This is a genomic window from Chromobacterium sp. Beijing, from assembly GCF_021496765.1.
Classification (GTDB): domain Bacteria; phylum Pseudomonadota; class Gammaproteobacteria; order Burkholderiales; family Chromobacteriaceae; genus Chromobacterium.
Map to the genome: position 1 here is coordinate 2,089,674 of NZ_CP053750.1, position 23,650 is coordinate 2,113,323.

Here is a 23,650-nt window from a genome sequence, read left to right on the forward strand (position 1 = left end):
AGCACACACTCCAAGACATAAAAAAACCGCCGCCCCATCAAGGGTACGGCGGTTTTTGCCAGACCGGCGTCGATCAGGACGCGGCGTTGGCCTTGGCCATCTTGCGACGATCCGATTCGTTCAGGTAACGCTTGCGGATGCGGATGGACTTCGGCGTGATTTCCACCAGCTCGTCGTCGTCGATGAATTCAACGGCGGATTCCAGCGTCAGCTTGATCGGCGTGGTCAGACGCACGGCTTCATCGGTGCCGGAGGCGCGCACGTTGGTCAGCTGCTTGCCCTTGACCGGGTTCACCACCAGGTCGTTGTCGCGGCTGTGAATGCCGATGATCATGCCTTCGTACAGCTTCTCGCCCGGAGCCACGAACATGCGGCCGCGGTCTTCCAGCTTCCACAGCGCGTAAGCCACCGCCTCGCCATTCTCTTGCGAGATCAGCACGCCGTTGTGACGGCCCGGCATGTCCGGCTTGACCGGCGCGTAGTCGTCGAACACATGGCTCATCAGGCCGGTGCCGCGGGTCATGGTCATGAAGTCGGACTGGAAGCCGATCAGACCGCGCGCCGGAATATGGTATTCCAGGCGGGTGCGGCCGTTGCCGTCGGATTCCATATTGGTCAGTTCGCCGCGGCGACGACCGATCTCTTCCATCACGCCGCCCTGGTGATCGTCTTCCAGGTCGATGGTCAGGTTCTCGTACGGCTCGCTCTTCTGGCCGTCGATTTCCTTGAACACCACGCGCGGCTTGGCCACGGCCATTTCAAAGCCTTCGCGACGCATGTTTTCCAGCAGAATGGTCAGGTGCAATTCACCACGACCGGATACGCGGAACACGTCGGAGTCGCCGGTGTCTTCCACGCGCAGCGCCACATTGGTCAGCAGTTCCTTGGTCAGACGGTCGCGGATTTGACGCGAGGTCACGAACTTGCCTTCGGTGCCGGCCAGCGGCGAGGAATTCACCATGAAGTCCATGGTCAGCGTCGGCTCGTCCACGGACAGCATGGGCAGGCCTACCGGCTGCTCCTTGTCGCAGATGGTCACGCCGATGCCGATGTCTTCCAGGCCGGAGATGATGATGATGTCGCCCGCTTCGGCTTCTTCAACCGGCACGCGGTCCAGACCCTGGTAACCCAGCACCTGGTTGATGCGGCCGGTGGCCACTTGATCGTCGTGGTTCATCACCACCACTTGCTGACCCGGCTTGATGCGGCCGTTCAGCACGCGGCCCACGCCCAGGCGGCCGGTGTAGGTGGAGTAATCCAGCGCGGAAATCTGCAGCTGCAGCGGCGCGTCGGCGCTGCCCGGCGGGGTCGGCACGTGCTTGAGCACGGTGTCGAACAGCGGGCGCATATTGTCGGACTCTTCCTCCAGCTCCAGCTTGGCGAAGCCGTTCAGGCCGGAAGCGTAGATGATCGGGAAGTCCAGCTGTTCGTCAGTCGCGCCCAGCTTGTCGAACAGGTCGAAAGTCTGATCCACCACCCAGTCCGGACGCGCGCCCGGACGGTCCACCTTATTGATCACCACGATCGGGCGCAGACCCAGCGCCAGCGCTTTCTTGGTAACGAAACGGGTTTGCGGCATCGGGCCTTCTACGGCGTCCACCAGCAGCAGCACGCCGTCCACCATGCCCAACACGCGCTCAACTTCGCCGCCGAAGTCGGCGTGTCCCGGAGTGTCGACGATATTGATGTGCACGCCTTCGTATTCGATGGCGGTGTTCTTGGCCAGAATGGTAATGCCGCGTTCTTTTTCAAGATCGTTGCTGTCCATTACACGCTCGTCCACTTGCTGGTTCTCGCGGAAGGTGCCGGATTGGCGCAGCAATTGGTCTACAAGCGTGGTCTTGCCATGGTCGACGTGGGCGATGATGGCGATATTGCGAATTTGTCGGGTCATTTTAGGAAGGAGGATGGATACAGAAAAATCGCTGGATAATAGCACAAAAAACTGTCCATACCAAAAATTCCAGCGGGCGACAAGCGCTGGGCTTTTGCGTACACTGCGCGGCAAACCGACTTCGACGAGGAAACGCTCCATGTACGACTGGAACGCCTTATGGCATGAACACGAAGCCTACCGCACCGGCTACGCCGTTCAGCACAACGACGCCAACCAACTGGCCGACGCCCTGTCCGCCCAACTGATCAAGCCGGCCGCCGGCATAGACGACGTGGCCGTTTACGACGATGGCGACCGCTACCTGCTGGCTGGCCACAAGGACGGCCTGCAATTGCTGGACATCTCCAAACACAGCCTGTTCGACATCACGCTGCGCTTTGTCACCGAGGAAGAAGATCAGGACATCGCCCCGCCCTATATCGAAATCCACGTCGACAACCTGGCCACCGAAGAGCAAGCGGTCTGGCGCGCCGCGGTCAGCCGCGACGAGGAAGGCCGGATCTGGGTGGGCAAGCGCGCGCTGGACGAAGGCGTGGTGCCGGCCATGCCCTTCGACGAACTGTCCTTCACCGACAACGCCCGCTTCCGCGAAGAACTGACCCGGGTCTGGCATGAAGACCTGCCGCAACTGAAGCCGGCGCTGGAAGCCTGGTTCCAGCACGGCGCGCTGAGCGCCCCGGCCGACGAGCCGGCCCATTACGGCGACGCCCCGCGGGTACAGCAGATCTGCGACCGCTACGCCGAGATCGTGCGCCGCGAACAGGCGCTGCTGTCGCGCCAGTTCAGCGATCCGGAACTGCACCTGATCGCCCAGGTACTAAAAGGCGTGCGCTTCGACGACGCGGCCTCCTGCCGCGGCGTGTGGCTGGCGGTGGAGGCGCGCATCATCGAGGAAGAGCTGGACCAGCAATGGAAAGTGGACGGCGAAAAACTCCTGACCAAGATGAAGGCGCTCAGCTACGCGCAGGAAGTGGCCTTGATAGAAGCGCTGTCGCCGCTGGCGTCCGACTGAACACCTCAAACCGGATCGCGGGTAGAATGCCCCCGATCCGAGCAATCACTCCAAACACATCCAAGTGACCGGCCCGCCATCACGCGCCGCGCCGGTCCGCATCGAGAAAGATAAAGACATGGCTCAAACCAGCGCCCTGAGACAGCTTCCGCAAAGCACCCTGTTCCGCCCCGGCGACGTCTTCGTCCTGTTCGGCGAACTCTTCGGCCGCGGCTACGCCAACGGCTTGATCAATGAAGCGCGCAAGGCCGGCATGGACATCATCGGCATGACCGTGGGCCGCCGCGACGAAAACAACCAGCTGCGCCCGCTGAACCCGGAAGAACTGGCCGCGGCCGAAGCCAATCTCGGCGGCCGCGTGATCAATGTGCCGCTGATGGCCGGCTTCGACCAGGACGGCTCGCCGACGCCGACCGAACTGCTGGCCTCCCTGACGCTGAAAAGCTGGCAGGACGATAAGCTGGACTGGGAACACATCGAGCAATGCCGCCAAATCGGCGTGCAGCGCTTCAAGGACGGCGTCGCCCAGGCGATGGCGCAGCTGGACGGCATGATAGCCGACGGCCGCAATGTATTCTTCGCCCACACCATGGCCGGCGGCATTCCCAAGGCCAAGGTCTTCCTGGCCATCGCCAACCGCGTCTACAAGGGCCGCGGCGAGCGCTTCCTGTCCACCCAGGCGCTGCTGGACAGCGATCTGGGCAAGCTGATCCTGCAAAACTTCGACGAAGTCACCGCCAACACCTTCCAGCACCTGATAGACGGCAGCGCCGTGCTGCGCGGCCGGCTGGAAGCCGCCGGCGGCCAGGTGCGCTACACCGCCTACGGCTATCACGGCACCGAGATCCTGATCGACGGCGACTACCAGTGGCAGACCTACACCAACTACACCCAGGGCTACGCCAAGATGCGGCTGGAAAACGTCGCCCGCGCCGCCTGGGAGCAAGGCGTCAAGGCCACGGTGTTCAACTGCCCGGAAATCCGCACCAACTCCTCGGACATCTTCGTCGGCGTGGAACTGCCGCTGCTGGCGCTGCTGCGCGCGCTGAAGCGCGAGGACGGCGGCGCCTGGGCCGACGCGCAATGGCAGGCCTGCGCCGCCCTGCTGCAGGACGGCCATACGCTGGAAGAGGTACTGGGGAAGATAGACGCACTCAATAGCGGCGAGGTGATGCGCGGCTTCCGCAATTTCGAAGCCTGGCCGATGCCGAACAGCCCGGAACTGGCCGAGGTGATGATAGGCACCTCCGACGCCATCGTGGACCTGCACCAGGACAAGAAGGCCTTGATCACCGACCATCTGAGCAGCCTGGTGATCGACGCCACCGGCCCGCTGATGTTCCACGAAGCCGCCGCGCCCGCCGGCCCGGTGCTGTGGCTGAACCATGACATCATCGCGCGCCAGCTGAACCGGATGCACGATTAAGAATCTGTTCAAATTCTCGCGAGCAAGAGCGAGACAAGGTATTGCGGCTGAAGAAGCGGAGTATACATTCTGAAGCCGCACTCACCGTGCCGCGCCTCACGAAGCCCAGCCGAACCATGAACAGGTTCTAAGCGCACCCACCCCGGAAGCACATACAAAGAACACGGACCAAAACCATAGGGCTTGTCCGTGTCTTTCACCGTGTTTCCGGGGCCGAATCGGCTTGACCCCACTAGGCTTGAGCACCCCAAACCTTGGCGAGCGCCCCCCTCGACACCCTCCCCCCTCTCCGACATCAGCCGGAACGCCTCCCCTGTTTGACCCTGCGGCAAAACATGACGAGAACACGCTCGCTTAGAGAGCAATCATTATCATGCTAGGCTCAGCATCGTTTCTCTCAACGATGACCATAAGGGAAACCCGCCCGCTTCAGCGCCGTTAAAAACTTGTTGTCTCTCTTGGATTAAAGGAGAACATCATGCCCGCCCTCGTCAAACCCCATCACCTTGCGCCCTTGCTATTAGCCGCGCCCATTCTAGGCGCAGCGGCCCCGCCCTTGAGCAGCGCGCCCGCTTCCGCGGCGGACATCCGCCAAAGCAATGCCTGGCTGGAAATCGACGCCCAGGCTTTTGCGCACAACCTATCCCTTATCCGGCAAGGCTTGGGCAAACAAACCCAACTGTGCGCAGTCATGAAGGCCGATGCCTATGGCCATGGCCTTGCCTTATTGATGCCCACCATTTTGGCGCAGAAAATTCCTTGCGTAGGCGTTGCCAGCAATGAAGAACTGCGCGTCGTGCGTGAAAACGGATTTAACGGGCGGCTGATGCGCATTCGTTCCGCGACACCGGGTGAAATCAAAGGCGCGCTCCCCTACAAGACGGAGGAGTTGCTAGGGAATGCGGAGCAAGCGGAACAGGCCGCCCGCATAGCGATGGAAAACGGCATCAAGCTGCCCATTCATCTGGGCTTGAACTCTTCCGGCATGAGTCGCAATGGAATGGATCTTTCAACCGATCAAAATCGACAAAACGCCATTCATATCGCCCAAAATCCCAATTTTCAGATTGTCGGCATAACAACGCATTATCCAGTGGGAGAGCGACAAGCCGTACTGGCCTCGCTGAGCAAGTTCAAACAAGACTCCACATGGCTTATCGCCGCCGCCGGGCTGGATCGCAAACAGATTACGCTGCATACGGCCAATAGTTTCGCCACCATGGAGGTGCCGGCCTCCCATTTGGACATGGTGCGTCCAGGGCGCGCGCTCTATGGCGACATGGGAGAGGATAAGCGCTTCAGACGGGTCTTATCCGCCTTCAAAACCAGAGTGAGCTCGGTGAACCCTTATCCTGCCAATACTCCGGTAGGCTACGATGGCACGCATGTATTAAATAGGGACTCTCTCTTAGCCAATATTCCCGTTGGCTACTCCGACGCCTACCCTCGTCGCTATAGCAATCGCGCCCATGTTTTGATCAACGGTCAACGAGCGCCCATTGTCGGCCGCATCTCCATGAACACCTTTATGGCGGATGTGACGGACTTGAAGCCGCGCCCCGAACCGGGAGCAGAAGTCGTGCTGTTCGGCAAACAAGGCCAGGCTGAAATCACCCAGGCTGAACTGGAACAGATGTATGGCGATTTTCTGGCCAATTTATACACGGTCTGGGCGCACTCCAACTACAAAGCGCTCAAGGCGAGCCCGGAGAACACCAAACAAGCGGCCGACGACACATCGTCCAAACGGTTCTTTCCCCGCTCAGCACCATAGGCAAAAGACTTGCCGCCAAGGCAGGCCGCTTGCTCATTGCTTGCTCAGCCCCCTCCGCGCACCAACCCCGGCGGCCCAGGCGGCCGGGGTTGATCGGGTCGCGCCCGGCCCTGTCACCCAGCCAGCACCGGAAACAGCGTCAACACCACCTTGCCCAGATTGCGATTGGCCTCCACATACGCATGCGCGTCGGCCACCTGGGCCAAGGGGTAGCTGGAATCCAGCGTCACGCGCAGCCTGCCCTGCTCCAGCGCCGGCAAAATCCGGGTTTCTAAAGCCCGCGCCAAGCGCGCCTTCACCTCCAGCGGCTGCGGCCGCAGCGTGGAGCCGATCACGGCGATGCGCTTCATCAGCAGCGCGCCCAGATTCAACTCCGCCTTGGCGCCGCCGAGCAGGCCGATATTGACCAGCCGCCCATCCGGCTTCAAGGCCGACAGATTGTCGTTCAGATAGCTGGCGCCCACCGGGTCCAGCACCACGTCGGCGCCGCCCCAGTCCTTGACCATGGGGCCGAAGGCCGGCGTTTGCCGGTAGTTGAACACCCGCGCCGCGCCCAGCTCGCGGCAGAATCCGGTCTTCTCCTCGCTGCCCGCGCTGGCGAAAGCCTGCGCGCCCAACAGACCGGCCAGCTGGATCGCCGCCGCGCCGACGCCGCTGGCGCCGGCGTGCACCAGCACGGTCTCGCCGGCCTGCAAGCCGGCCTTTTCCACCAGATTGAACCAGGCCGTCATCCAGGCCTCGGGCAGGCTGGCCGCCTCCACCCAGGACAGCCAGTCCGGCTTGGCGATGGCCAAGGCCTCGTCCAGCAGCGCGTATTCGGCGTAAGCTCCGCCGCCGATCAGGCCGAACACCGCATCGCCGGGCTGGAAACGCGAATCCGCGTCCGCCTCCTCCACCACGCCCGCCACTTCCAGCCCCAGAATCGGGCTGGCGCCCGGCGGCGGCGGATACTGCCCGGCGCGTTGCGCCAGGTCCGCGCGGTTGACGCCCGCCGCCATCACCCGCAACAGCAATTGCCCGACGGCGCGAACCGGCGGCGCGATCTCGTCCAAACGCAAGGTGTCGACTCCGCCCGGAGCCGACTGCACAACTGCCAACATACCCCCTCCTTTCGCTCTCAAGCGACTGATTAGCAATGTCAAATACCTTTGCCAAGGCGGACGCAGACGCGTATCATCTCCGCCCTTGCCCTGTTCCAGCCTCGCCGGACCGGGCCAACCGAATCTGCATTGGGTTCCCTCACCCCAATCCAATAAAAAGGCCGACATCATGTTTAGCTTTACCCGCCAACAGCGGCTGTCCGCGCTGCTGTGGCTGTCCTTGTTCCACATCGCCATCATCGCGTCCAGCAACTACCTGGTGCAATTGCCCATCACCGTGTTCGGCTTCCACACCACCTGGGGCGCGTTCACCTTTCCCTTTATTTTCCTGGCCACCGATCTGACCGTGCGCGTATTCGGCGCGCCGCTGGCCCGCCGCATCATTTTCGCGGCGATGCTGCCGGCGCTGGCGATCTCCTACCTGATCTCCACCCTGTTCTACCAGGGCGCCTGGCAAGGCGCGTCGGCCCTGGCCAGCTTCAATGTATTCGTCGCCCGCATCGCCGTCGCCAGCTTCGCCGCCTACGCGCTGGGCCAGGTGCTGGACGTGCAGGTGTTCAACCGCCTGCGCCAGCTGAAAACCTGGTGGATCGCCCCCGCCTCGGCCATGTTGTTCGGCAATATCAGCGACACGCTGGCCTTCTTCTTCATCGCCTTCTACAAGAGCAGCGATCCCTTCATGGCCGCCAACTGGGTGGAGATCGCGCTGGTGGACTACAGCTTCAAGCTGCTGATCTGCCTGCTGTTCTTCCTGCCCATGTACGGCGTGATCCTGAACCGCATCCTCAAGCAGCTCAGTTTGCGCGGTGTGGAAGCTCAATTGCACGCGGCTTAAACGACTCCAAGCCCGGGCCGGACGCCCCCAGCAAATGGGGGCTGCCGCGGCTGATTCCAACACGCTAGCGCAAGCCAAACGCGGCCGGATTGATTACAATCGGCCATCATGAGTGAAAACTGCTTCCACTGCGGCCTGCCGGTGCCGCCCGACGTCCGGTTCCCGGTCAAATACCGCGAAGTCGATCAGCCCACCTGTTGCGCCGGCTGCCAGGCGGTAGCCGTCACCATCATCCAGTCCGGCCTGTCCGATTACTATCAGCACCGCACCGAGGGCGCGCGCCAGGCGGAACCGGTGCCGCTCGAACTGCTGGAGCAGATCAAACTCTACGATTCCGACGAGCTGCAGCGCAGCTTCGTGCGCTTCGAGGCCGAAAACCTGCGCGAGGCCTCCTTGATGCTGGAAGGCATCACCTGCGCCGCCTGCGTCTGGCTCAACGAGCAGCACATCCGCCAGCTGCCCGGCATCGTCAGCGTCGACATCAATTACAGCAATCACCGCGCCCGCGTGCGCTGGGACAATAGCCGGGTTCAGCTGTCCGCCATCCTGGAGGCGGTCAGCGCCATCGGCTACCGCGCCCACCCCTACGACGCCGAACGCCAGGAAGCGCTGAACCAGAAAGAGCGCAAGCAGGCGATCAACCGCCTGTGGGCGGCCGGCCTGTCCATGATGCAGGTGATGATGTACGCGGTGCCCATCTACCTGGCGCCGGACGGCGAGATTTCGCCGGACTTCCTGTGGCTGCTGCACTGGTCCAGCTTCATCCTGACGCTGCCGGTGGTGCTCTACTCCGCCGTGCCCTTCTACCGCGCCACCTGGCGCGACCTCAAGACCCGGCGCGTGGGCATGGACACCCCGGTGACCATAGGCATTCTCACCGCCTTCCTGTCCAGCTTCTGGGCCTTGATCAACAAGGTGGAGCACGGCGTCTATTTCGACTCGGTGTCCATGTTCGTGTTCCTGCTGCTGGGCGGCCGTTATCTGGAAGGCATCGCCCGGCGCAAGGCCGGCGAAGCCACCGAAAGCCTGGTCAAGCTGATCCCCGCCTTCGCCCACCGCCTCAGTGGCTGGCCCGCCAGCCGTCAAAGCGAGGAAACCACGGTGACGCAGCTGCGTCCCGGCGACGTGATTCTGATCAAGCCCGGCGAGACCATTCCCGCCGACGGCGTGGTGCTGGACGGCCACAGCGCCAGCAACGAGGCGCTGCTGACCGGCGAAAGCCGGCCGGTGAGCAAGGACGTCGGCGCCGCGGTGATCGCCGGCAGCGTCAACGCCGCCAGCCCGCTGGTGGTGCGGGTGGACCAGACCGGTCAGGACACCCGGCTGGCCGGCATCGTACGGCTGCTGGACCAGGCGCTGGCGGAGAAGCCGCGGCTGGCGGTGATCGCCGACCGCTTCGCCAGCTGGTTCGTGGCCCTGCTGCTGCTGGCCGCCGCCGGCACTTACATCGGCTGGCACTATATCGAGCCGGACCGCGCGCTGTGGATCATGGTGGCGGTGCTGGTGATTTCCTGTCCCTGCGCGCTGTCGCTGGCCACCCCGGCGGCGCTGACCGCCGCCTCCGGCCACCTGGCGGCGCTGGGCGTGCTGACCACCCGCGGCCACGCGCTGGAAACCCTGCCCAAGATCAGCGACGTGGTGTTCGACAAAACCGGCACCCTGACCCATGGCGATATGCGGCTGCTGGACAGCTGGACCGCGCCCGGCCGCGACGCGGCGGCGGCGCTGGCCACGGCGGCGGCGCTGGAACAGAGTTCGGAACACCCGGTGGCGCGCGCCTTGCTGGCCGCCGCCGGCGACGGCCCGCAGCAGGCGGCGGAAGCGCTGCGCAACCATCCCGGCCAGGGCGTGACCGGCCAGCTGGATGGCCGCGCCTGGCGCATCGGTTCGCCGGAATTCATCGCCGCCCAGCTGGGCGACTGCCCGTTGCCCGCCGCCGACTGGCACGGCGACAAGACCCTGATCGCGCTGGCGGACGAAACCGAACTGGTGGCGCTGTTCGCCATCGGCGACGCGGTGCGCGCCGACGCGGCGCCGTTATTGCGCCAGCTGAAACAGCGCGGCCTGCGCGTACACCTGCTCAGCGGCGACGGCGCCGGCGCGGTGGCCAGCCTGGCGCGCCAGCTGGACATGGACGCCCACATCGCCCGCGCCGCGCCGGAGGATAAGCTGGCCTATGTCGGCCGGCTGCAAGCCGCCGGCAAGCGCGTGCTGATGGTGGGCGACGGCATCAACGACGCGCCGGTGCTGGCCAAGGCCGACGTATCCATCGCCATGGGCGGCGGCACCGACGTGGCGCGCGCCAGCGGCGACATGGTGCTGATAGGCGACCGGCTGGGGCTGATCGCCAGCGCTTTCGAGCTGTCGCGCAAGACCTTGTCTGTGATTCGTCAAAACCTGTGGTGGGCCGCCGCTTACAATATCGTGGCGCTGCCCTTGGCCATCGCCGGCCATGTCACGCCGTGGATCGCCAGCCTGGGCATGGCGTCCAGCTCCCTCATCGTAGTCGGCAACGCCCTCCGACTGGTCAAACGGAGACCCTGATGGAAAGCCTGTATCTGCTCATCCCGCTCAGCCTGGTGCTGGCCTTCGTCATCGGCGGCATTTTCTGGTGGGCCACCCGCAACGGCCAGTTCGACGACATGGAAGGCCCGGCCCACCGCATCCTGATGGACGACGACAAGCCCAAGGACGCCAAGGACGAGACGCCGCGGCAGGACTGAAGCCCCGCGCTCGCCCAAACCCCTCCCGGCGCGCCCCCGCGCCGGGATTTTTTTGCTCCGACGCGGCGCGCCCGCATGTCCCGCCGCCGGACCAATCTTCACCCAAATCGAATAAAATCAAGGGCAAAGCGTCGCAATCGCTTTCGTTATCCGATTTTTGCTGTAAAATCGCGCCCCTTGAGCAATATTAGCTAATCATCATCTAATAATCGTTGGATCCGCCTTGTCCGGCGCCGCGCGCCGGCTTGTCAACTTCCGCACCATCATCTCAGGGTTGTTCGTGAATACCTTACAAGCTCTCGTCGGCATGTTGTTCCTGCTGGGCACCGCCTATGCGCTGTCCACCAATCGCAAAGCCATCAATTGGCGCATCGTGCTGATCGGTCTGATCATGCAAAGTTCGCTGTTCCTGGTCATCAACTACGTGCCCGCCGCGCGCGCGGTGTTCGAAGCCTTCGGCTCCGGCTTCGCCAAAGTGCTGACCTTCTCCGGCGAAGGCGCCAGCTTCGTGTTCGGCGACCTGGCCAAACCCAGCGGCAGCATGGGCTTTTTGTTCGCCTTCATGGTGTTGCCGGTCATCATCTTCTTCTCCGCCTTCAGCGCCCTGCTCTACCATCTGGGCATCCTGCAACGCGTGGTGGCCGGCATGGCCTGGGTGATGAAGCGCAGCATGAAGCTGTCCGGCCCGGAAAGCCTGACCGTGGCCGGCAACATCTTCCTCGGCCAGACCGAGGCCCCGCTGCTGATCCGCCCCTACATCCAGCACATGAGCCGCTCCGAGCTGGCTTGCGTGATGATCGCCGGCATGTCCACGCTGGCCGGCGGCGTGCTGGCCGCCTACGTCGCCTTCCTCGGCGGCAGCAATCCGGCGGAGCAAGCCAAGTTCGCCACCTATCTGCTGATGGCCTCCTTCATGAACGCGCCGGCCGCCGCGGTGTTCGCCAAGATCATCTACCCGGAAACCGACCGCGACCACGCCTCCAGCGACAAGCTGGACTACAGCCAGGACGACGATCAGGGCAGCTTCATCAACGCCATCGTCAACGGCGCGATGTCCGGCATGAAGATGGCCGCCGCGGTGGCCACCATCATCCTGGCCATCGTGTCCATGATCGCGCTGGCCAACTTCGTGGTGAAGGACGGCATCGGCGCCGCGCTGGGCGTCAACGAAATGATCAAGGCCTCCACCAACGGCGTGTTCGACGGCCTGACGCTGCAATACCTGTTTGGCCAGGCCTTCCGCGTGTTCGCCTTCATGATGGGCGTGAGCTGGCACGAAACCCTGGAAGTGGGCAGCCTGCTGGGCCAGAAGATCGTGGTCAACGAGTTCATCTCCTATCTGGACCTGGCCAAGATGAAGGCCGCCGGCACCCTGTCGCCGCAAGCCATCCTGATTTCCACCTTCGCGCTGTCCAGCTTCTCCAACTTCAGCTCGGTGGGCATCTGCGTCGCCGGCATCGGCGCGCTGGCGCCGTCGCGGCAGAAGGAACTGGCCCAGATCGGCATGCGCGCGCTGGCCGCCGCGGTGATGGCGGGTTTCATGACCGCGACCACCGCCGGCCTGTGGATGTCCATTTTCTAAGAACCTGTTTACGATCTGCTGCGCGTCGGCGATACGGCGTTGAAAACACCTTCGAAATGCTCATGTACCACGCGTACATTCCGCTTTCTCAGCCGTTTTCGCCTTGTCTCGCCTTAGCTCGCGAGATCGTAAACCAGTTCTAAAAGCAATCACCGCGTTTTGATCTAGTTGTAGCGTGGACAAGCCCAAAGGACTTGCCCACGCTACGAACTCAGGCCTTTGTCCGCGGCGTCTTAATCTTTATGCCACCCCGCGCTCCGGCGCGGGGTTTTTCATGAACCCGCGGCGGCGTGCTAAGCTGCCGCCATTTTCACGCGCGGCACCGCCAATGGAACGCAAACACTGGGATATCTTCTGCGCCGTGGTCGACAACTACGGCGACATCGGCGTCGCCTGGCGGCTGGCGCGCCGGCTGGCCCACGACTTCGGCCTGGAAGTGCGGCTATGGGTGGACGACCTGGCCAGCTTCGCCCGCATTGCGCCCGATCTGGACCCGGCCCTGCCGGCCCAGCGTCTGGCCGACATCGACGTCCGCCACTGGCCGGCGGACGGCCCGCCCGCGGACACCGTGCCCGCCGAGGTGGTGATCGAGGCCTTCGGCTGCCGGCTGCCGGAGCACTTTGAACAGGCGATGGCCGCCAAGGCGGTCAAGCCGGTGTGGATCAATCTGGAATACCTGTCGGCGGAAGACTGGACCCGTGGCTGCCACCGCCAGCCCTCGCCGCATCCGCGGCTGCCGCTGACCAAGCACTTCTTTTTTCCCGGCTTCGAGGCCGACACCGGCGGCCTGATCTGCGAACAGGGCCTGCTCGACGTCCGCCGCCAATGGCAGGACGACGCGCTGGCCCGCCGCGCCTACTGGCAGCTGCTGGAACTGCCCGAGCCGGCCGCGGACGAGTGGCGGGTCAGCCTGTTCGCCTATGAAAACCCGGCGGTCACCAGCCTGCTGGCCGCCTGGGCGCTGGGCGAGCGTCCGGTCACCTGCCTGCTGCCGGAAGGCAAGGCGCTGCCGGACGCCGCCCGCGTCTTCGGCCACCCGCTGCGCGCCGGCATGCTGGCGCGCCAGGGCCAGCTGACGGTCAAGGTGCTGCCGATGACCGACCAGGACAGCTACGACCTGCTGCTGTGGTCCTGCGACCTCAATCTGGTGCGCGGCGAAGACAGCTTCGTGCGCGCGCAATGGGCCGGCCGGCCGTTTCTGTGGCACATCTACCCGCAGGACGACGCCGCCCATCTGGCCAAGCTTGATGCCTTTTTGTCACAGTACGGCGCGGCGCTGCCCGCCGGCGCGGCGCAGGCGCTGAGCGCCGCCAGCCATGCCTGGAACCACGGCGCCGACATGGCCGCCGCGTGGACGGAACTGGCCGCCTGGCTGCCCGCCTGGCGCGAGCATGCCGCCGCCTGGCCGGAAAAATTGCTGGCGGACGGCGATCTGGGCGACAGACTGCTGCACTTTGTCCGGGAAATCGGCTAGAATACGCCGTTTTTCGGAAACCTTTTTTTCCGACTTCAATCAAGAGTTTGGGACTTTTAGTAATGAAAACCGCACAAGAACTCCGCGCCGGCAACGTATTCATGGTAGGCAGCGACCCGATGGTCGTGCAGAAGGCTGAATTCAGCAAATCCGGCCGCAACGCCTCCGTTGTGAAAATGAAGATGAAGAACCTGTTGACCGGCGCCGGCAGCGAAGCCGTATACCGCGCCGACGACAAGTTCGACGTCATCGTGCTGGACCGCAAGGACTGCACCTACTCCTACTTCGCCGATCCGATGTACGTGTTCATGGACACCGAATTCAATCAGTACGAAGTGGAAGCCGACAACCTGGGCGACACGCTGAACTTCATCGTCGACGGCATGGAAGAAGTGTGCCAAGTGACCTTCTACGACGGCAAGGCCATCTCGGTTGAACTGCCGACCACCGTGGTTCGCGAAGTGGAATACACCGAACCGGCCGTGCGCGGCGACACCTCCGGCAAAGTGCTGAAGCCGGCTCGCCTGGTGGGCACCACCTTCGAAGTTCAGGTTCCGGCCTTCGTCAACACCGGCGAAAAGATCGAAATCGACACCCGCACCAACGAATTCAAGAAGCGCGCCTAAGCGCCCTCTTGCTTCGCAGTGCCCAAAGCCGCCCGGCGCCATGCGCCGGGCGGCTTTTGTTTTGAGCGCAACGTGTCAGCGACAGGCCATCAGCGCTTGATCCTGGATAAGGGGTCGTCCGGCCGGTAAGTCGGCGTCATCGGCCGCGGCGATCCCACCATCACACAGAGCAAGGCGTCGTCGTCGCCCACATTCTCTTCGCCGCGGTAGATCCCCGGCGGAATCGAGATCAGATCCCGCGGGCCGACGACCGCCTCCCAACGCTCCCCTTCCAAAGATTCGCAAAACAGCTTCACCGTGCCTTGCAACACAAAGAAGATCTCCTCCGCGTCGGTGTGCAGATGCAGGGGGCCGATATGGCCGGGCGGAATCTTCATCGTGGAAAAAGTGAAGTGCACCGCCGGCACGGTATTGCCGTCGGCGGCCACCCCGGTGGCGCCGGTGCCGACATAGCGCATCTGCGCGCGGCCGTACTCCGGCTTGAAATCCGCCTGAAACTTCAAGGCGTCCCAGTCGTAACGGCGGGTGGAGCGCAACACGCAACGCGACGCCATCCACTCGGCAAAGCTCTTGCCGGCCGGCCTGGCCAAGGAAGGCAGAGCCTCCCGCACCAATTCATTCAAACGATCATTGTTCATGGAGGTCTTTCAACGGCGGGCAGCCTGCTCGCAGGCTGGAATGTCGAAACCGGAACGCAGGGCGCGGCGCTGGGCGTCCCATTTGTTCCGTCTATGAAACATGATTTCATTAATGAAATCTTCTATAGCCTAGGCAAGCCGAACCCAGGCCAAACATTAGGGAAAACCCTAATATTTTGCTCGGTTTTCACCTCATAAAGTCGATCATGTTCCACAAATAAATCCTTGTTTTATAGGTGGAACAAAAATAAAAACCGGCGCATTCAATGACGACCAGGTTTATGAGGAGAAACAGCAATGCCCCCTATCCGCTTGCCCTGTACTCGACCGTCCCGCATCCGACGCCCCCGGACGCTGGCCGCGCTCTGCCTGGCCCTGTCCGCGCCCGCCTACGCCGCGGACTGGTCCGACACCTTCATCGGCTACCGCTTCGGCAACGCCTATCAGGAGCCCGGCAACAACCGGGACATCCGCAAACAAATCCTCACCCTCAACCACAGTTCCGCCTATCGCTTAGGCAGCAATTTCTTCGTGCTGGATTACCTGCGCTCCAACGGCGCCGACCCGTCCAGCTCCGGCGCGGACAACGGCGCCACCGAGTTCTATCTCGCCTACCGCCATCAGCTGCAATGGAAAAAGCTCAGCGGCAGCACCGCCGACTTCGGCCCGATCCGCGACTTCTCGCTGCAAGCCGGCTTCGACGTGGAAACCAAGAACTCCGCCTTTTCCCCGGCCAAACGCATGCTGGTCATCGGCCCCACCGCGCAGTTCGACGTGCCCGGCTACCTCAATCTGGCCCTGCTCTACGCGCGGGAATGGGGCGAATGCGGCCTGAACCCCTGCCGCCAGGCGGGCAACAGCAATAGCGTCGCCTTCGATCCCTTTCCGCGCCTGGAACTGGCCTGGGGTCTGCCTTTCCAGTGGGCCGGGCTGCCGCTGAAATTCCAGGGTTACGCCTTTTACAACGCCAAAAAGGGCAAGGATTACCAGAACCGGGACACCGCCGCCGAATACCTGATCCGCCCCTCGCTGATGGCCGATATCGGCCTGCTGGCCTTCAAGGCCAAGAACGCGCTCTGGCTGGGCCTGGGTTACGAGCTGCGCCGCAACACCTACGGCAACAGCGGCGGTCCCGGCATCGACACCAATACGCCCAGCCTGAATCTGGAATGGCATTTCTAATCCGCAAACGGCCTCACGCCCACGCCAACCCTATCAAGGAGATTTCATGCCGGACAACCTCAAGGACAGACGCATTCTGATCACCGGCGGCGCGCGCGGCCTGGGGCTCGCCTTCGCCGAAAGCGCGGCGCGCGAAGGCGCCGCGGTGGCGATAGCGGACCTGCGCCATGAACAGGCGCAGGCCCAGGCCGAACGACTGCGCGCGGCCGGGCATCAAGCCTGGGCGCTGCCGCTGGATCTGGCCGACCCGGACGCCATCCGCCGCTGCGCCGAGGACGCCGTCCAGCGCCTGGGCGGCTTGGATGGCCTGGTCAACAACGGCGCGGTCACCGATTCCGGCGGCGTCTCCGCCGCCGAGCTGGATATTGAGTGCTGGGACCGGGTGATGGCGGTGAACGTGCGCGGCGTCTGGCTGATGACCATGGCCTGTTCCAAAGCGCTGGGCGCGTCCGGGCGCGGCGCGGTGGTCAACCTCGCTTCCGACACCGCCTTGTGGGGCGCGCCGCGGCTGCTGGCCTACGCCGCCAGCAAGGGCGCGGTCATCGCCATGAGCCGCAGCCTGGCCCGCGAACTGGGGCCGGCCGGCATCACCGTCAACGCCGTCGCGCCCGGGCTGACCCTGGGCGAGGCCACCGAGCAGGTGGCGGCCGAGCGCCACCGCCACTATGTGTCGCAACGCGCGCTGGAACGGCCGCAAACCCCGGACGACGTCTGCGGCGCCGTGCTGTTCTGTCTATCCGACCTGTCCCGCTTCGTCACCGGCCAATTGCTGGCGGTCAACGGCGGTTTCGTCATGCACTGAAGGAAAACCGCCATGAGCGCACTGGACCTGCCCGCTAACGCCGATGAAACCCTGCTCCTCAAACTGCGCCGACGCTTGCGCCAATGTTTTCCGGAACGCCGGCTCCAGGTGAACGACCGCGTCGTCGCCTACCGCGAATGCGGCGCCGGCGACGCCACCGTCGTGCTGCTGCACGGCATAGGCTCCACTTCGGCCAGCTGGATGGAGGTGGCCGCCGCGCTCGCCCCCGCGCCCGCGTGCTGGCCTGGGACGCCCCCGGCTACGGCGACACCAGCCCTTGCCGCAGGCCCGCCCCAAGGCAGACGACTACGCGCAGGCGCTGGAAGGCTTTCTCAAAGCCGCCGGCGTCACCCGCTGCGCGCTGGTCGGCCATTCCCTGGGCGGACTGATGGCCGCCGCCCATGCGCGCCGGCATCCGCAGCGGCTGGAACGGCTGCTGCTGGTCTCGCCGGCCCAAGGCTACGGCGCGGCCGATCGGCGCGCCGACGGCGCGCGCATCCGCGGCGAACGGCTGCGCGCGCTGCACGCCCAGGGCCTGGCCCAAGTGGCGGACCAGGCGCCGGCCAGGCTGCTCTCCGCCTCCGCCGACGCCGCCGCGCGCGCCTGGGTGCGCTGGAATATGGCCCAACTCAAGGAGGACGGCTACGGCCAAGCCGTCGAACTGCTGACTGGCGACGACATCGCCCGCTACGCGCCGTCGCCGCTGCCGGTGACGGTGTTCTGCGGCGAGCGCGATCTGGCCACGCCGCCGGCGGATTGCCAGGCCGTGGCCGCCGCCTTCAACGCGCCCTTCCATCTGATTCCCGGCTGCGGCCACGCCTGTCACGTGGAGGCGCCGGCGGCGCTCGCCGACTTGCTCAGCGCCGCTCTCGCCCCGTCCCACCCCCACACCAAGGAAGCCCATCATGGATGAGCAGAACCTCAACGACGCGGCCGCCCGCTATACCGTGCCGGCCCTGGAGCGCGGCCTGCGCCTGCTGGGTGAATTCAGCCGCGGCGAGCCCACGCTGAGCGCGCCGGAGCTGGCGCGCCGGCTGGCGCTGCCGCGCTCCACCGTGTTCCGCATGCTGGCCACGCTGGAACAGCTGGGCTTCATCGAACGCGCGGAAGGCGGCCGCGACTATCGGCTGGGCATCGCCGTGCTGCGTCTGGGTTTCGAATACCTGTCCTCGCTGGAACTGACCGAACTGGGCCTGCCGGTGCTGGGCCGGCTGCGCGACCGGATCGGCCACGCCTGCAGCCTGGTGGTGCGCGACGGACGCTCCATCGTCTACGTCGCCAAGGTCAACCCACCGTCCTGGATCGCCTCCAACATCAATATCGGCGCCCGGCTGCCCGCTCACGCCACCGTGTTCGGCCGCATCCTGCTGTCGGAGCTGCCGCTGGAGAAACTGCGCGAGCTGTATCCGGAAGAGCATCTGGACATCCACTCCAGCCAGACCCCGCGCAACACGCTGGAGCTGTTCCACCTGCTGCAGCAAGACCGGGAGCGCTCCTGCCTGGTGGGCGAAGGCTTCTTCGAAACCAATATTTCCACCGTGGCGGCTCCGGTGCGCAACCACGGCGGCGCCATCATCGCCGCCATCGGCGCCACCCTCCCCATGCCCAGACTGGAGCCCGGCCAAGCCGATGCGCTGGCCGGCCACATCCGCGCCGCCGCCGCCGAACTGTCCCGCGCGCTGGGCCACGCCGGCGGCGGCATGGGCAAAGTCATCCACCTGTGAACGGAGCCTCCGATGAGCTTTTGCGATCTTGATCAGTCCGTCGCCGTCGTCACCGGCGGCTCCTCCGGCATCGGCCTCGCCTGCGTCGAGCAATTTCTCGCCGCCGGCGCCGCGGTGGCTTTTTGCGGCCGCGATCCCGCCCGGCTGGCTCAGACCGAAGCCCTGCTGCGGCAACGCTTCCCCGCCGCCCGGCTGCTGGCCCGCGCCTGCGACGTGCTCGACCGCGAAGCGGTGAACGCCTTCGCCGCGGAAACGGAGGCCGAGCTGGGCCCGGCGTCCATCCTGGTCAACAACGCCGGCCAGGGCCGCGTGTCCACCTTCGCCGACACCAGCGATGAAGACTGGCTGGACGAACTGCGGCTGAAATTCCTGTCGGTGATCCATCCCACCCGCGGCTTCCTGCCGCAGCTGGAGCGCCGCGCGCCGGCCGCCATCGTCTGCGTCAACTCGCTGCTGGCCCTGCAGCCGGAACCGCATATGGTCGCCACCTCCGCCGCCCGTGCCGGCGTGCTCAATCTGGTTCGCTCGCTGGCCACCGAGTTCGCCCCGCGCGGCGTGCGCGTCAACGGCATCCTGATCGGCCTGGTCGACTCCGGACAATGGCGGCGACGCTTCGCCGAGCGCGAGGACCCAACACAAGACTGGGACCAATGGAGCGCCGCGCTCGCCGCGCGCAAACAAATTCCGCTCGGCCGGCTGGGCCTGCCGCAAGAGGCCGCCCAAGCCGTGTTCTTCCTCGCATCCCCGCTCTCTTCCTACACCACGGGAAGCCATCTCGACATCTCTGGAGGCCTGTCGCGTCATGCCCGATAAACACACTGTCACCGTCGGCGAAGCGCTGGCGATCTTCCTCGAAAACTGCGGCGTCAAAGCCGCCTTCGGGGTGATCTCCATCCACAATATGCCCATACTCGACGCGCTGAACCAACGCGGCCGCATCCGTTTCGTGCCGGCGCGCGGAGAGGCCGGCGCCGCCAATATGGCCGACGCCTGCGCCCGCACCACCGGGCGGCTGGGCGTCTGTCTGACCAGCACCGGCACCGCCGCCGGCAACGCCGCCGGCGGCATGGTGGAGGCGCTGACCGCCGGCACGCCGCTGCTGCACATCACCGGCCAGATCGAAACGCCCTATCTGGACCAGGAGCTGGCCTACATCCATGAAGCGCCCGAGCAGCTCGGCATGCTGCGCGCCGTGTCCAAGGCCGCCTTCCGCGTGCGCAACGCGCAAACCGCGGTCGGCGTGTTCAAACAGGCGGCGCGCGCCGCGCTGAGCGCGCCCTGCGGACCGGTCAGCATAGAAATCCCCATCGACATCCAGGCCGAGCGCATCCCGCTGCCGGCCGATCTCGCGCCGCTGCCGCCCTTGATCGCCGTCCCGTCCGAGGCCGCACTCGACGCGCTGGCGGACCGGCTGGCCGCGGCGCGCCGGCCGCTGCTGTGGCTGGGCGGCGGCGCGCGCGGCGCGGCCGACGCGGCTCAGCGCTTGCTGCGCCTGGGTTTTGGCGTGGTCAGCAGCACCCAGGGGCGCGGCATCGTGCCGGAAGACGATGAACGCAGCCTGGGCGCTTACAACCTGCACCCGCCGGTGGAGGCCCTCTATCAAAGCTGCGACGCCATGCTGGTGGTCGGCTCCCGCCTGCGCGGCAATGAAACCCTGAAATACCAGCTCAAACTGCCGCGCCCCTTGTACCGCATCGACGCGGACCCCGCGGCGGAAGGCCGCGGCTACGTCGACGACGTCTTCGTCTGCGGCGACGCCGCGTTGGCGCTGGACGGGCTGGCTAACCGGCTGGAAGGCCGGATGCGCGTGGACCCGGCCCTGCCCGCCGATCTGTGGCGCGCGCGCCAGGCCGCCGTGGACGCGCTGCTGGACGGGCTGGGCCCCTATCGCCGCCTGGTGGAAACCTTGCAAGCCCGCATCGGCCGCGACTTCAACTGGGTGCGCGACGTCACCGTCTCCAACAGCACCTGGGGCAACCGCCAGCTGCGGCTGTTCTCCGCCACCGCCGGCGTCCACGCGCTGGGCGGCGGCATCGGCCAGGGGCTGGCGATGAGCATAGGCGCCGCCATCGGCGCGGCCGCCTACGGCAGCGGCCGCAAAACCCTGGGCCTGGCCGGCGACGGCGGCTTCATCCTCAATCTGGGCGAGCTGGCCACCGCGGTTCAGGAGCAGGCGGATCTGGTGATGATCCTGATGAACGACCAGGGCTACGGCGTGATCAAGAACATCCAGGACGCCCACTACGGCGGCCGCCGCTGCTATGTGGACCTGCACACCCCGGACTACGCCCAGCTGTGCGCCTCGCTGCGGCTGCCGCACCGCAAGGTCAGCCGGCTGGAGGAGCTGGATCAGGCGCTGACCGCGGCGCTGGAGCACAGCGGCCCCTTCCTGCTGGAAATCGACATGCTGGCGATAGGCCGCTTCAAAAGCGTCTTCGCCGGCCCGCCCACCAAGCAACAGGACTGAGCCCATGGACCGCTCTCCTCCCAAACCCGTGCTGGACATCGCCCTGGTGGGCTGCGGCGCCGTCGGCGCCGGCGTGCTGGAAGGGATCGCGGCGGAGCCGGCCCTGCGCGTCGGCCAGGTGCTGGTGCCCGCGCCGGACGACGCCCGCGTCCGCGACACCCTGGCCCGCCTCGCCCCGCAGGCAAGGCCGCGGCGCGCGCTGGACCCGGACGCGCCCGCGCCGGATCTGCTGGTGGAATGCGCCGGCCACGCCGCCGTCGCCCAACACGTGCTGCCGGCGCTGGAGCGCGGCATCGACTGCCTGATCGTCTCCGCCGGCGCGCTGACCGAAGACGGCTTGGCGGAACGGCTGGAACAGGCGGCCCGGCGCGGCGGCGCGCAAGCGCGCCTGCTCTCCGGCGCCGTCGGCGCCATCGACGCGCTGGCCGCCGCTCGTCTGGGGGGCTGGAACAGGTGAGCTACACCGGCCGCAAGCCGCCGCTGGCCTGGCGCGGCACGCCGGCGGAACGGGATTGGGATCTGGCGGCCTTGAGCCAGGCGCAATTGATCTTCTCCGGCAGCGCGCGGGAAGCGGCGCGGCGTTTTCCCAAGAACGCCAACGTCGCCGCCACCGTGGCGCTGGCCAGCCTGGGCCTGGACCGGGTGCAGGTCCGGCTCTACGCCGACCCGGCCGCCCACGGCAACCAGCATTGCATAGACGCCCGCGGCGGCTTCGGCGAGCTCAGTCTCAGCCTGCAAGGCCAAGCGCTGCCCGGCAATCCGAAAACCTCCGCCCTCACGGTCTACAGCGTGGTCCGAGCCTTGCTCAACCATGTCCGGGCCATCGCCATCTAGGAGCCATCATGAGCACACTCTCCTCCCCCCTGCCCATTTGCATTGCCGGCGCGTGGCGGCCAGGCCGCGGCGATCTCTATCACAGCCGCTACCCCGCCACCGACGAAGCCGTGGCCTGTCTGCACGCCGCCAGCCTGGACGATGTGGAAGAAGCCGTCCAGGGCGCGCAACGCGCCTTCGACGCCAGCGGCTGGCCGCAGTGGAAGCCGCACCAACGCGCGCGGGTGCTCTACCGCGTGGCCGAAGGCATCCGCGCGCGCTCCGAAGAACTGGCCCAGTTGCAAAGGCTGGACAACGGCAAACCCATCCGGGAAACCCGCGCCTTGGTGGCCAGCGCCGCCGACACCTTTCAATTCTTCGCCGCCGCCTGCGAAACGCTGGAAGACAGCGTCACCCCCTCGCGCGGCGATTATCTGAGCCTGAGCCTGCACGAGCCCATGGGCGTGGTGGCCGCCATCACCCCCTGGAACTCCCCCATCGCCAGCGAGGCGCAAAAACTGGCTCCGGCCCTGGCCGCCGGCAACGCCGTGGTGCTGAAACCGGCCGAGGCCACGCCACTGCTGGCGCTGGAGCTGGCCAGGGTCTGCGAACAGGCCGGCCTGCCCAAGGGCCTGCTCAGCGTGCTGCCCGGCAAGGGCTCGCTGATCGGCGACGCCATCGTGCGTCATCCGCTGGTGCGGCGCGTGGCCTTTACCGGCGGCACCGCCACCGGCCGCCACATCGCCGCGCTGGCGGCGCAAAAACTGATGCCGGTCTCGCTGGAGCTGGGCGGCAAGTCTCCGACCATCGTGTTTGCCGACGCCGACCTCGACCACGCCGTGGCCGGCGTGCTCTACGGCATCTTCAGCTCCTCCGGCGAATCCTGCGTCGCCGGCTCCCGGCTCTTCATCGCCCGCCCGCTGTACGCCGACTTCATCGCCCGGCTGTCGGCCGGCGCCCGGCGCTTGCGCCTGGGCGACCCGGCCGACCCCCTCACCCAGATGGGACCGCTGATCAGCGCCGCCCACCGCGAACAGGTGGAAGCCCATGTGGCGCGCGCGCTGGAAGACGGCGGCCGCCTGCTCTGCGGCGGCGAGCGTCCGCGCGGCGCCCTGTTTGATCGCGGCCATTACTACCCGCCCACCATTGTCGACGGCCTGGACAACCAGGCGCGGCTATGCCGGGACGAAGTCTTCGGCCCGGTGCTGGCGGCGCTGCCCTTCGACGACGAGGCCGATCTGATCGCCCAGGCCAACGACAGCGTCTACGCGCTGGCGGCCGGCGTCTGGACCCGCGACGCGCAGCGCGCCTGGCGCCTGGCGCGCGCGCTGCAGGCCGGCACCGTATGGATCAACACCTACAAGCAGTTCTCGGCGGCCACCCCTTTCGGCGGCTGGCGCGACAGCGGGCTGGGCCGCGAAAAAGGCCGGCACGGCATCTTGCAATACATGGAGCAGAAAGGCGTGTACTGGGGGCTGAATCCGGAACCGCTGCCCTGGACCAACTAAGAGTCCGCTCACAAAACCCCTAGCTGGGCTCAGGCTCTCTACGCGGTTTTGCCAGCGGCTACAAACC

21 protein-coding genes are annotated in these 23,650 nt (G+C 65.7%); 18 read left to right on the forward strand and 3 right to left on the reverse strand.

All coding sequences use genetic code 11. The features are described 5' to 3' along the window. Positions 1–73: 73 nt before the first annotated feature. A complete protein-coding gene (typA, locus tag HQN78_RS09700; RefSeq protein ID WP_107799121.1) occupies positions 74–1,894 on the reverse strand; it encodes a translational GTPase TypA in 1,821 nt (606 codons plus the stop codon). 139 nt (positions 1,895–2,033) lie between these two features. Between typA and HQN78_RS09705 the strand changes: the two genes are divergently transcribed. From HQN78_RS09705 to alr, 3 genes are all read left to right on the forward strand, one after another. Beyond that, positions 2,034–2,909 (forward strand): hypothetical protein, encoded by an 876-nt coding sequence (locus HQN78_RS09705; RefSeq protein ID WP_235089219.1) that lies wholly within the window; start codon positions 2,034–2,036, stop codon positions 2,907–2,909. Positions 2,910–3,027: 118 nt separating this feature from the next. Then, positions 3,028–4,335, forward strand: a complete 1,308-nt coding sequence (locus HQN78_RS09710; RefSeq protein ID WP_235089220.1) for a hypothetical protein — start codon at positions 3,028–3,030, stop codon at positions 4,333–4,335. 478 nt (positions 4,336–4,813) lie between these two features. Then, positions 4,814–6,109, forward strand: coding sequence for an alanine racemase (alr, locus tag HQN78_RS09715; RefSeq protein ID WP_235089222.1), 1,296 nt, complete (start codon positions 4,814–4,816; stop codon positions 6,107–6,109). A 113-nt stretch (positions 6,110–6,222) separates the two neighbouring features. Here alr and HQN78_RS09720 read toward each other — a convergent pair whose 3' ends face one another. Beyond that, complete coding sequence (locus tag HQN78_RS09720; protein ID WP_235089224.1) at positions 6,223–7,209, reverse strand: NAD(P)H-quinone oxidoreductase; 987 nt, start codon at positions 7,207–7,209, stop codon at positions 6,223–6,225. A gap of 169 nt (positions 7,210–7,378) precedes the next feature. Between HQN78_RS09720 and HQN78_RS09725 the strand changes: the two genes are divergently transcribed. The 6 genes from HQN78_RS09725 (at position 7,379) to efp (ending at position 14,449) form a co-directional block, all read left to right on the forward strand. Continuing rightward, the gene (locus HQN78_RS09725; protein WP_107799126.1) at positions 7,379–8,044 is read left to right on the forward strand and encodes a 7-cyano-7-deazaguanine/7-aminomethyl-7-deazaguanine transporter; all 666 of its coding nucleotides are present in this window, start codon (positions 7,379–7,381) and stop codon (positions 8,042–8,044) included. A 108-nt stretch (positions 8,045–8,152) separates the two neighbouring features. Further along, positions 8,153–10,588 carry a heavy metal translocating P-type ATPase gene (locus HQN78_RS09730; protein WP_235089227.1) on the forward strand — a complete coding sequence of 812 codons (2,436 nt, stop codon included), beginning with the start codon at positions 8,153–8,155 and terminating at the stop codon, positions 10,586–10,588. Beyond that, positions 10,588–10,767 carry a cbb3-type cytochrome oxidase assembly protein CcoS gene (gene ccoS, locus HQN78_RS09735; protein ID WP_235089234.1) on the forward strand — a complete coding sequence of 60 codons (180 nt, stop codon included), beginning with the start codon at positions 10,588–10,590 and terminating at the stop codon, positions 10,765–10,767. The genes HQN78_RS09730 and ccoS overlap by 1 nt, the downstream gene beginning before the upstream one ends. 280 nt (positions 10,768–11,047) lie before the next feature. Beyond that, positions 11,048–12,349: a NupC/NupG family nucleoside CNT transporter gene (locus tag HQN78_RS09740; RefSeq protein WP_107801759.1), complete on the forward strand. Its 1,302-nt coding sequence runs from the start codon at positions 11,048–11,050 to the stop codon at positions 12,347–12,349. Between the two features lie 328 nt (positions 12,350–12,677). Further along, entirely contained in the window at positions 12,678–13,823 is a 1,146-nt protein-coding gene (gene earP, locus HQN78_RS09745; RefSeq protein WP_235089239.1) for an elongation factor P maturation arginine rhamnosyltransferase EarP, read from the forward strand. A 62-nt stretch (positions 13,824–13,885) separates the two neighbouring features. Next, positions 13,886–14,449 (forward strand): elongation factor P, encoded by a 564-nt coding sequence (gene efp / locus HQN78_RS09750; protein WP_048412240.1) that lies wholly within the window; start codon positions 13,886–13,888, stop codon positions 14,447–14,449. Positions 14,450–14,538: 89 nt separating this feature from the next. Here efp and HQN78_RS09755 read toward each other — a convergent pair whose 3' ends face one another. After that, entirely contained in the window at positions 14,539–15,087 is a 549-nt protein-coding gene (locus tag HQN78_RS09755) for a cupin domain-containing protein (RefSeq protein ID WP_107799129.1), read from the reverse strand. 297 nt (positions 15,088–15,384) lie between these two features. Here HQN78_RS09755 and HQN78_RS09760 point away from each other — a divergent pair, with 297 nt between their 5' ends. From HQN78_RS09760 to HQN78_RS09800, 9 genes are all read left to right on the forward strand, one after another. Further along, positions 15,385–16,269: a hypothetical protein gene (locus HQN78_RS09760; RefSeq protein ID WP_199225854.1), complete on the forward strand. Its 885-nt coding sequence runs from the start codon at positions 15,385–15,387 to the stop codon at positions 16,267–16,269. Positions 16,270–16,315: 46 nt separating this feature from the next. Next, positions 16,316–17,071 (forward strand): SDR family oxidoreductase, encoded by a 756-nt coding sequence (locus HQN78_RS09765; RefSeq protein ID WP_235089240.1) that lies wholly within the window; start codon positions 16,316–16,318, stop codon positions 17,069–17,071. Between the two features lie 277 nt (positions 17,072–17,348). Further along, on the forward strand, positions 17,349–17,984 hold the full coding sequence (locus HQN78_RS09770) for an alpha/beta fold hydrolase (protein ID WP_235089242.1): 636 nt from the start codon (positions 17,349–17,351) through the stop codon (positions 17,982–17,984). After that, entirely contained in the window at positions 17,977–18,795 is an 819-nt protein-coding gene (locus HQN78_RS09775) for an IclR family transcriptional regulator (protein ID WP_235089244.1), read from the forward strand. Before HQN78_RS09770 ends, HQN78_RS09775 begins: the two co-directional genes overlap by 8 nt. Positions 18,796–18,807: 12 nt before the next feature. Next, on the forward strand, positions 18,808–19,608 hold the full coding sequence (locus HQN78_RS09780) for an SDR family oxidoreductase (protein WP_235089247.1): 801 nt from the start codon (positions 18,808–18,810) through the stop codon (positions 19,606–19,608). Further along, positions 19,598–21,262: a thiamine pyrophosphate-binding protein gene (locus HQN78_RS09785; RefSeq protein ID WP_235089248.1), complete on the forward strand. Its 1,665-nt coding sequence runs from the start codon at positions 19,598–19,600 to the stop codon at positions 21,260–21,262. The genes HQN78_RS09780 and HQN78_RS09785 overlap by 11 nt, the downstream gene beginning before the upstream one ends. 4 nt (positions 21,263–21,266) lie before the next feature. Continuing rightward, positions 21,267–21,719, forward strand: a complete 453-nt coding sequence (locus HQN78_RS09790) for a hypothetical protein (protein ID WP_235089249.1) — start codon at positions 21,267–21,269, stop codon at positions 21,717–21,719. After that, complete coding sequence (locus HQN78_RS09795; protein ID WP_235089250.1) at positions 21,716–22,096, forward strand: aspartate dehydrogenase domain-containing protein; 381 nt, start codon at positions 21,716–21,718, stop codon at positions 22,094–22,096. The genes HQN78_RS09790 and HQN78_RS09795 overlap by 4 nt, the downstream gene beginning before the upstream one ends. A gap of 8 nt (positions 22,097–22,104) precedes the next feature. Continuing rightward, positions 22,105–23,583, forward strand: coding sequence for an aldehyde dehydrogenase (locus tag HQN78_RS09800; protein ID WP_235089251.1), 1,479 nt, complete (start codon positions 22,105–22,107; stop codon positions 23,581–23,583). Positions 23,584–23,650 lie beyond the last annotated feature (67 nt).

Bases quoted from the DNA above. Each gene is read 5' to 3' on its own strand.
- typA (WP_107799121.1), bottom strand. From the start codon at position 1,894: ATGACCCGACAAATTCGCAATATCGCCATCATCGCCCACGTCGACCAT.
- HQN78_RS09705 (WP_235089219.1), top strand. From the start codon at position 2,034: ATGTACGACTGGAACGCCTTATGGCATGAACACGAAGCCTACCGCACC.
- HQN78_RS09710 (WP_235089220.1), top strand. From the start codon at position 3,028: ATGGCTCAAACCAGCGCCCTGAGACAGCTTCCGCAAAGCACCCTGTTC.
- alr (WP_235089222.1), top strand. From the start codon at position 4,814: ATGCCCGCCCTCGTCAAACCCCATCACCTTGCGCCCTTGCTATTAGCC.
- HQN78_RS09720 (WP_235089224.1), bottom strand. From the start codon at position 7,209: ATGTTGGCAGTTGTGCAGTCGGCTCCGGGCGGAGTCGACACCTTGCGT.
- HQN78_RS09725 (WP_107799126.1), top strand. From the start codon at position 7,379: ATGTTTAGCTTTACCCGCCAACAGCGGCTGTCCGCGCTGCTGTGGCTG.
- HQN78_RS09730 (WP_235089227.1), top strand. From the start codon at position 8,153: ATGAGTGAAAACTGCTTCCACTGCGGCCTGCCGGTGCCGCCCGACGTC.
- ccoS (WP_235089234.1), top strand. From the start codon at position 10,588: ATGGAAAGCCTGTATCTGCTCATCCCGCTCAGCCTGGTGCTGGCCTTC.
- earP (WP_235089239.1), top strand. From the start codon at position 12,678: ATGGAACGCAAACACTGGGATATCTTCTGCGCCGTGGTCGACAACTAC.
- efp (WP_048412240.1), top strand. From the start codon at position 13,886: ATGAAAACCGCACAAGAACTCCGCGCCGGCAACGTATTCATGGTAGGC.
- HQN78_RS09755 (WP_107799129.1), bottom strand. From the start codon at position 15,087: ATGAACAATGATCGTTTGAATGAATTGGTGCGGGAGGCTCTGCCTTCC.
- HQN78_RS09760 (WP_199225854.1), top strand. From the start codon at position 15,385: ATGCCCCCTATCCGCTTGCCCTGTACTCGACCGTCCCGCATCCGACGC.
- HQN78_RS09765 (WP_235089240.1), top strand. From the start codon at position 16,316: ATGCCGGACAACCTCAAGGACAGACGCATTCTGATCACCGGCGGCGCG.
- HQN78_RS09775 (WP_235089244.1), top strand. From the start codon at position 17,977: ATGGATGAGCAGAACCTCAACGACGCGGCCGCCCGCTATACCGTGCCG.
- HQN78_RS09780 (WP_235089247.1), top strand. From the start codon at position 18,808: ATGAGCTTTTGCGATCTTGATCAGTCCGTCGCCGTCGTCACCGGCGGC.
- HQN78_RS09785 (WP_235089248.1), top strand. From the start codon at position 19,598: ATGCCCGATAAACACACTGTCACCGTCGGCGAAGCGCTGGCGATCTTC.
- HQN78_RS09790 (WP_235089249.1), top strand. From the start codon at position 21,267: ATGGACCGCTCTCCTCCCAAACCCGTGCTGGACATCGCCCTGGTGGGC.
- HQN78_RS09800 (WP_235089251.1), top strand. From the start codon at position 22,105: ATGAGCACACTCTCCTCCCCCCTGCCCATTTGCATTGCCGGCGCGTGG.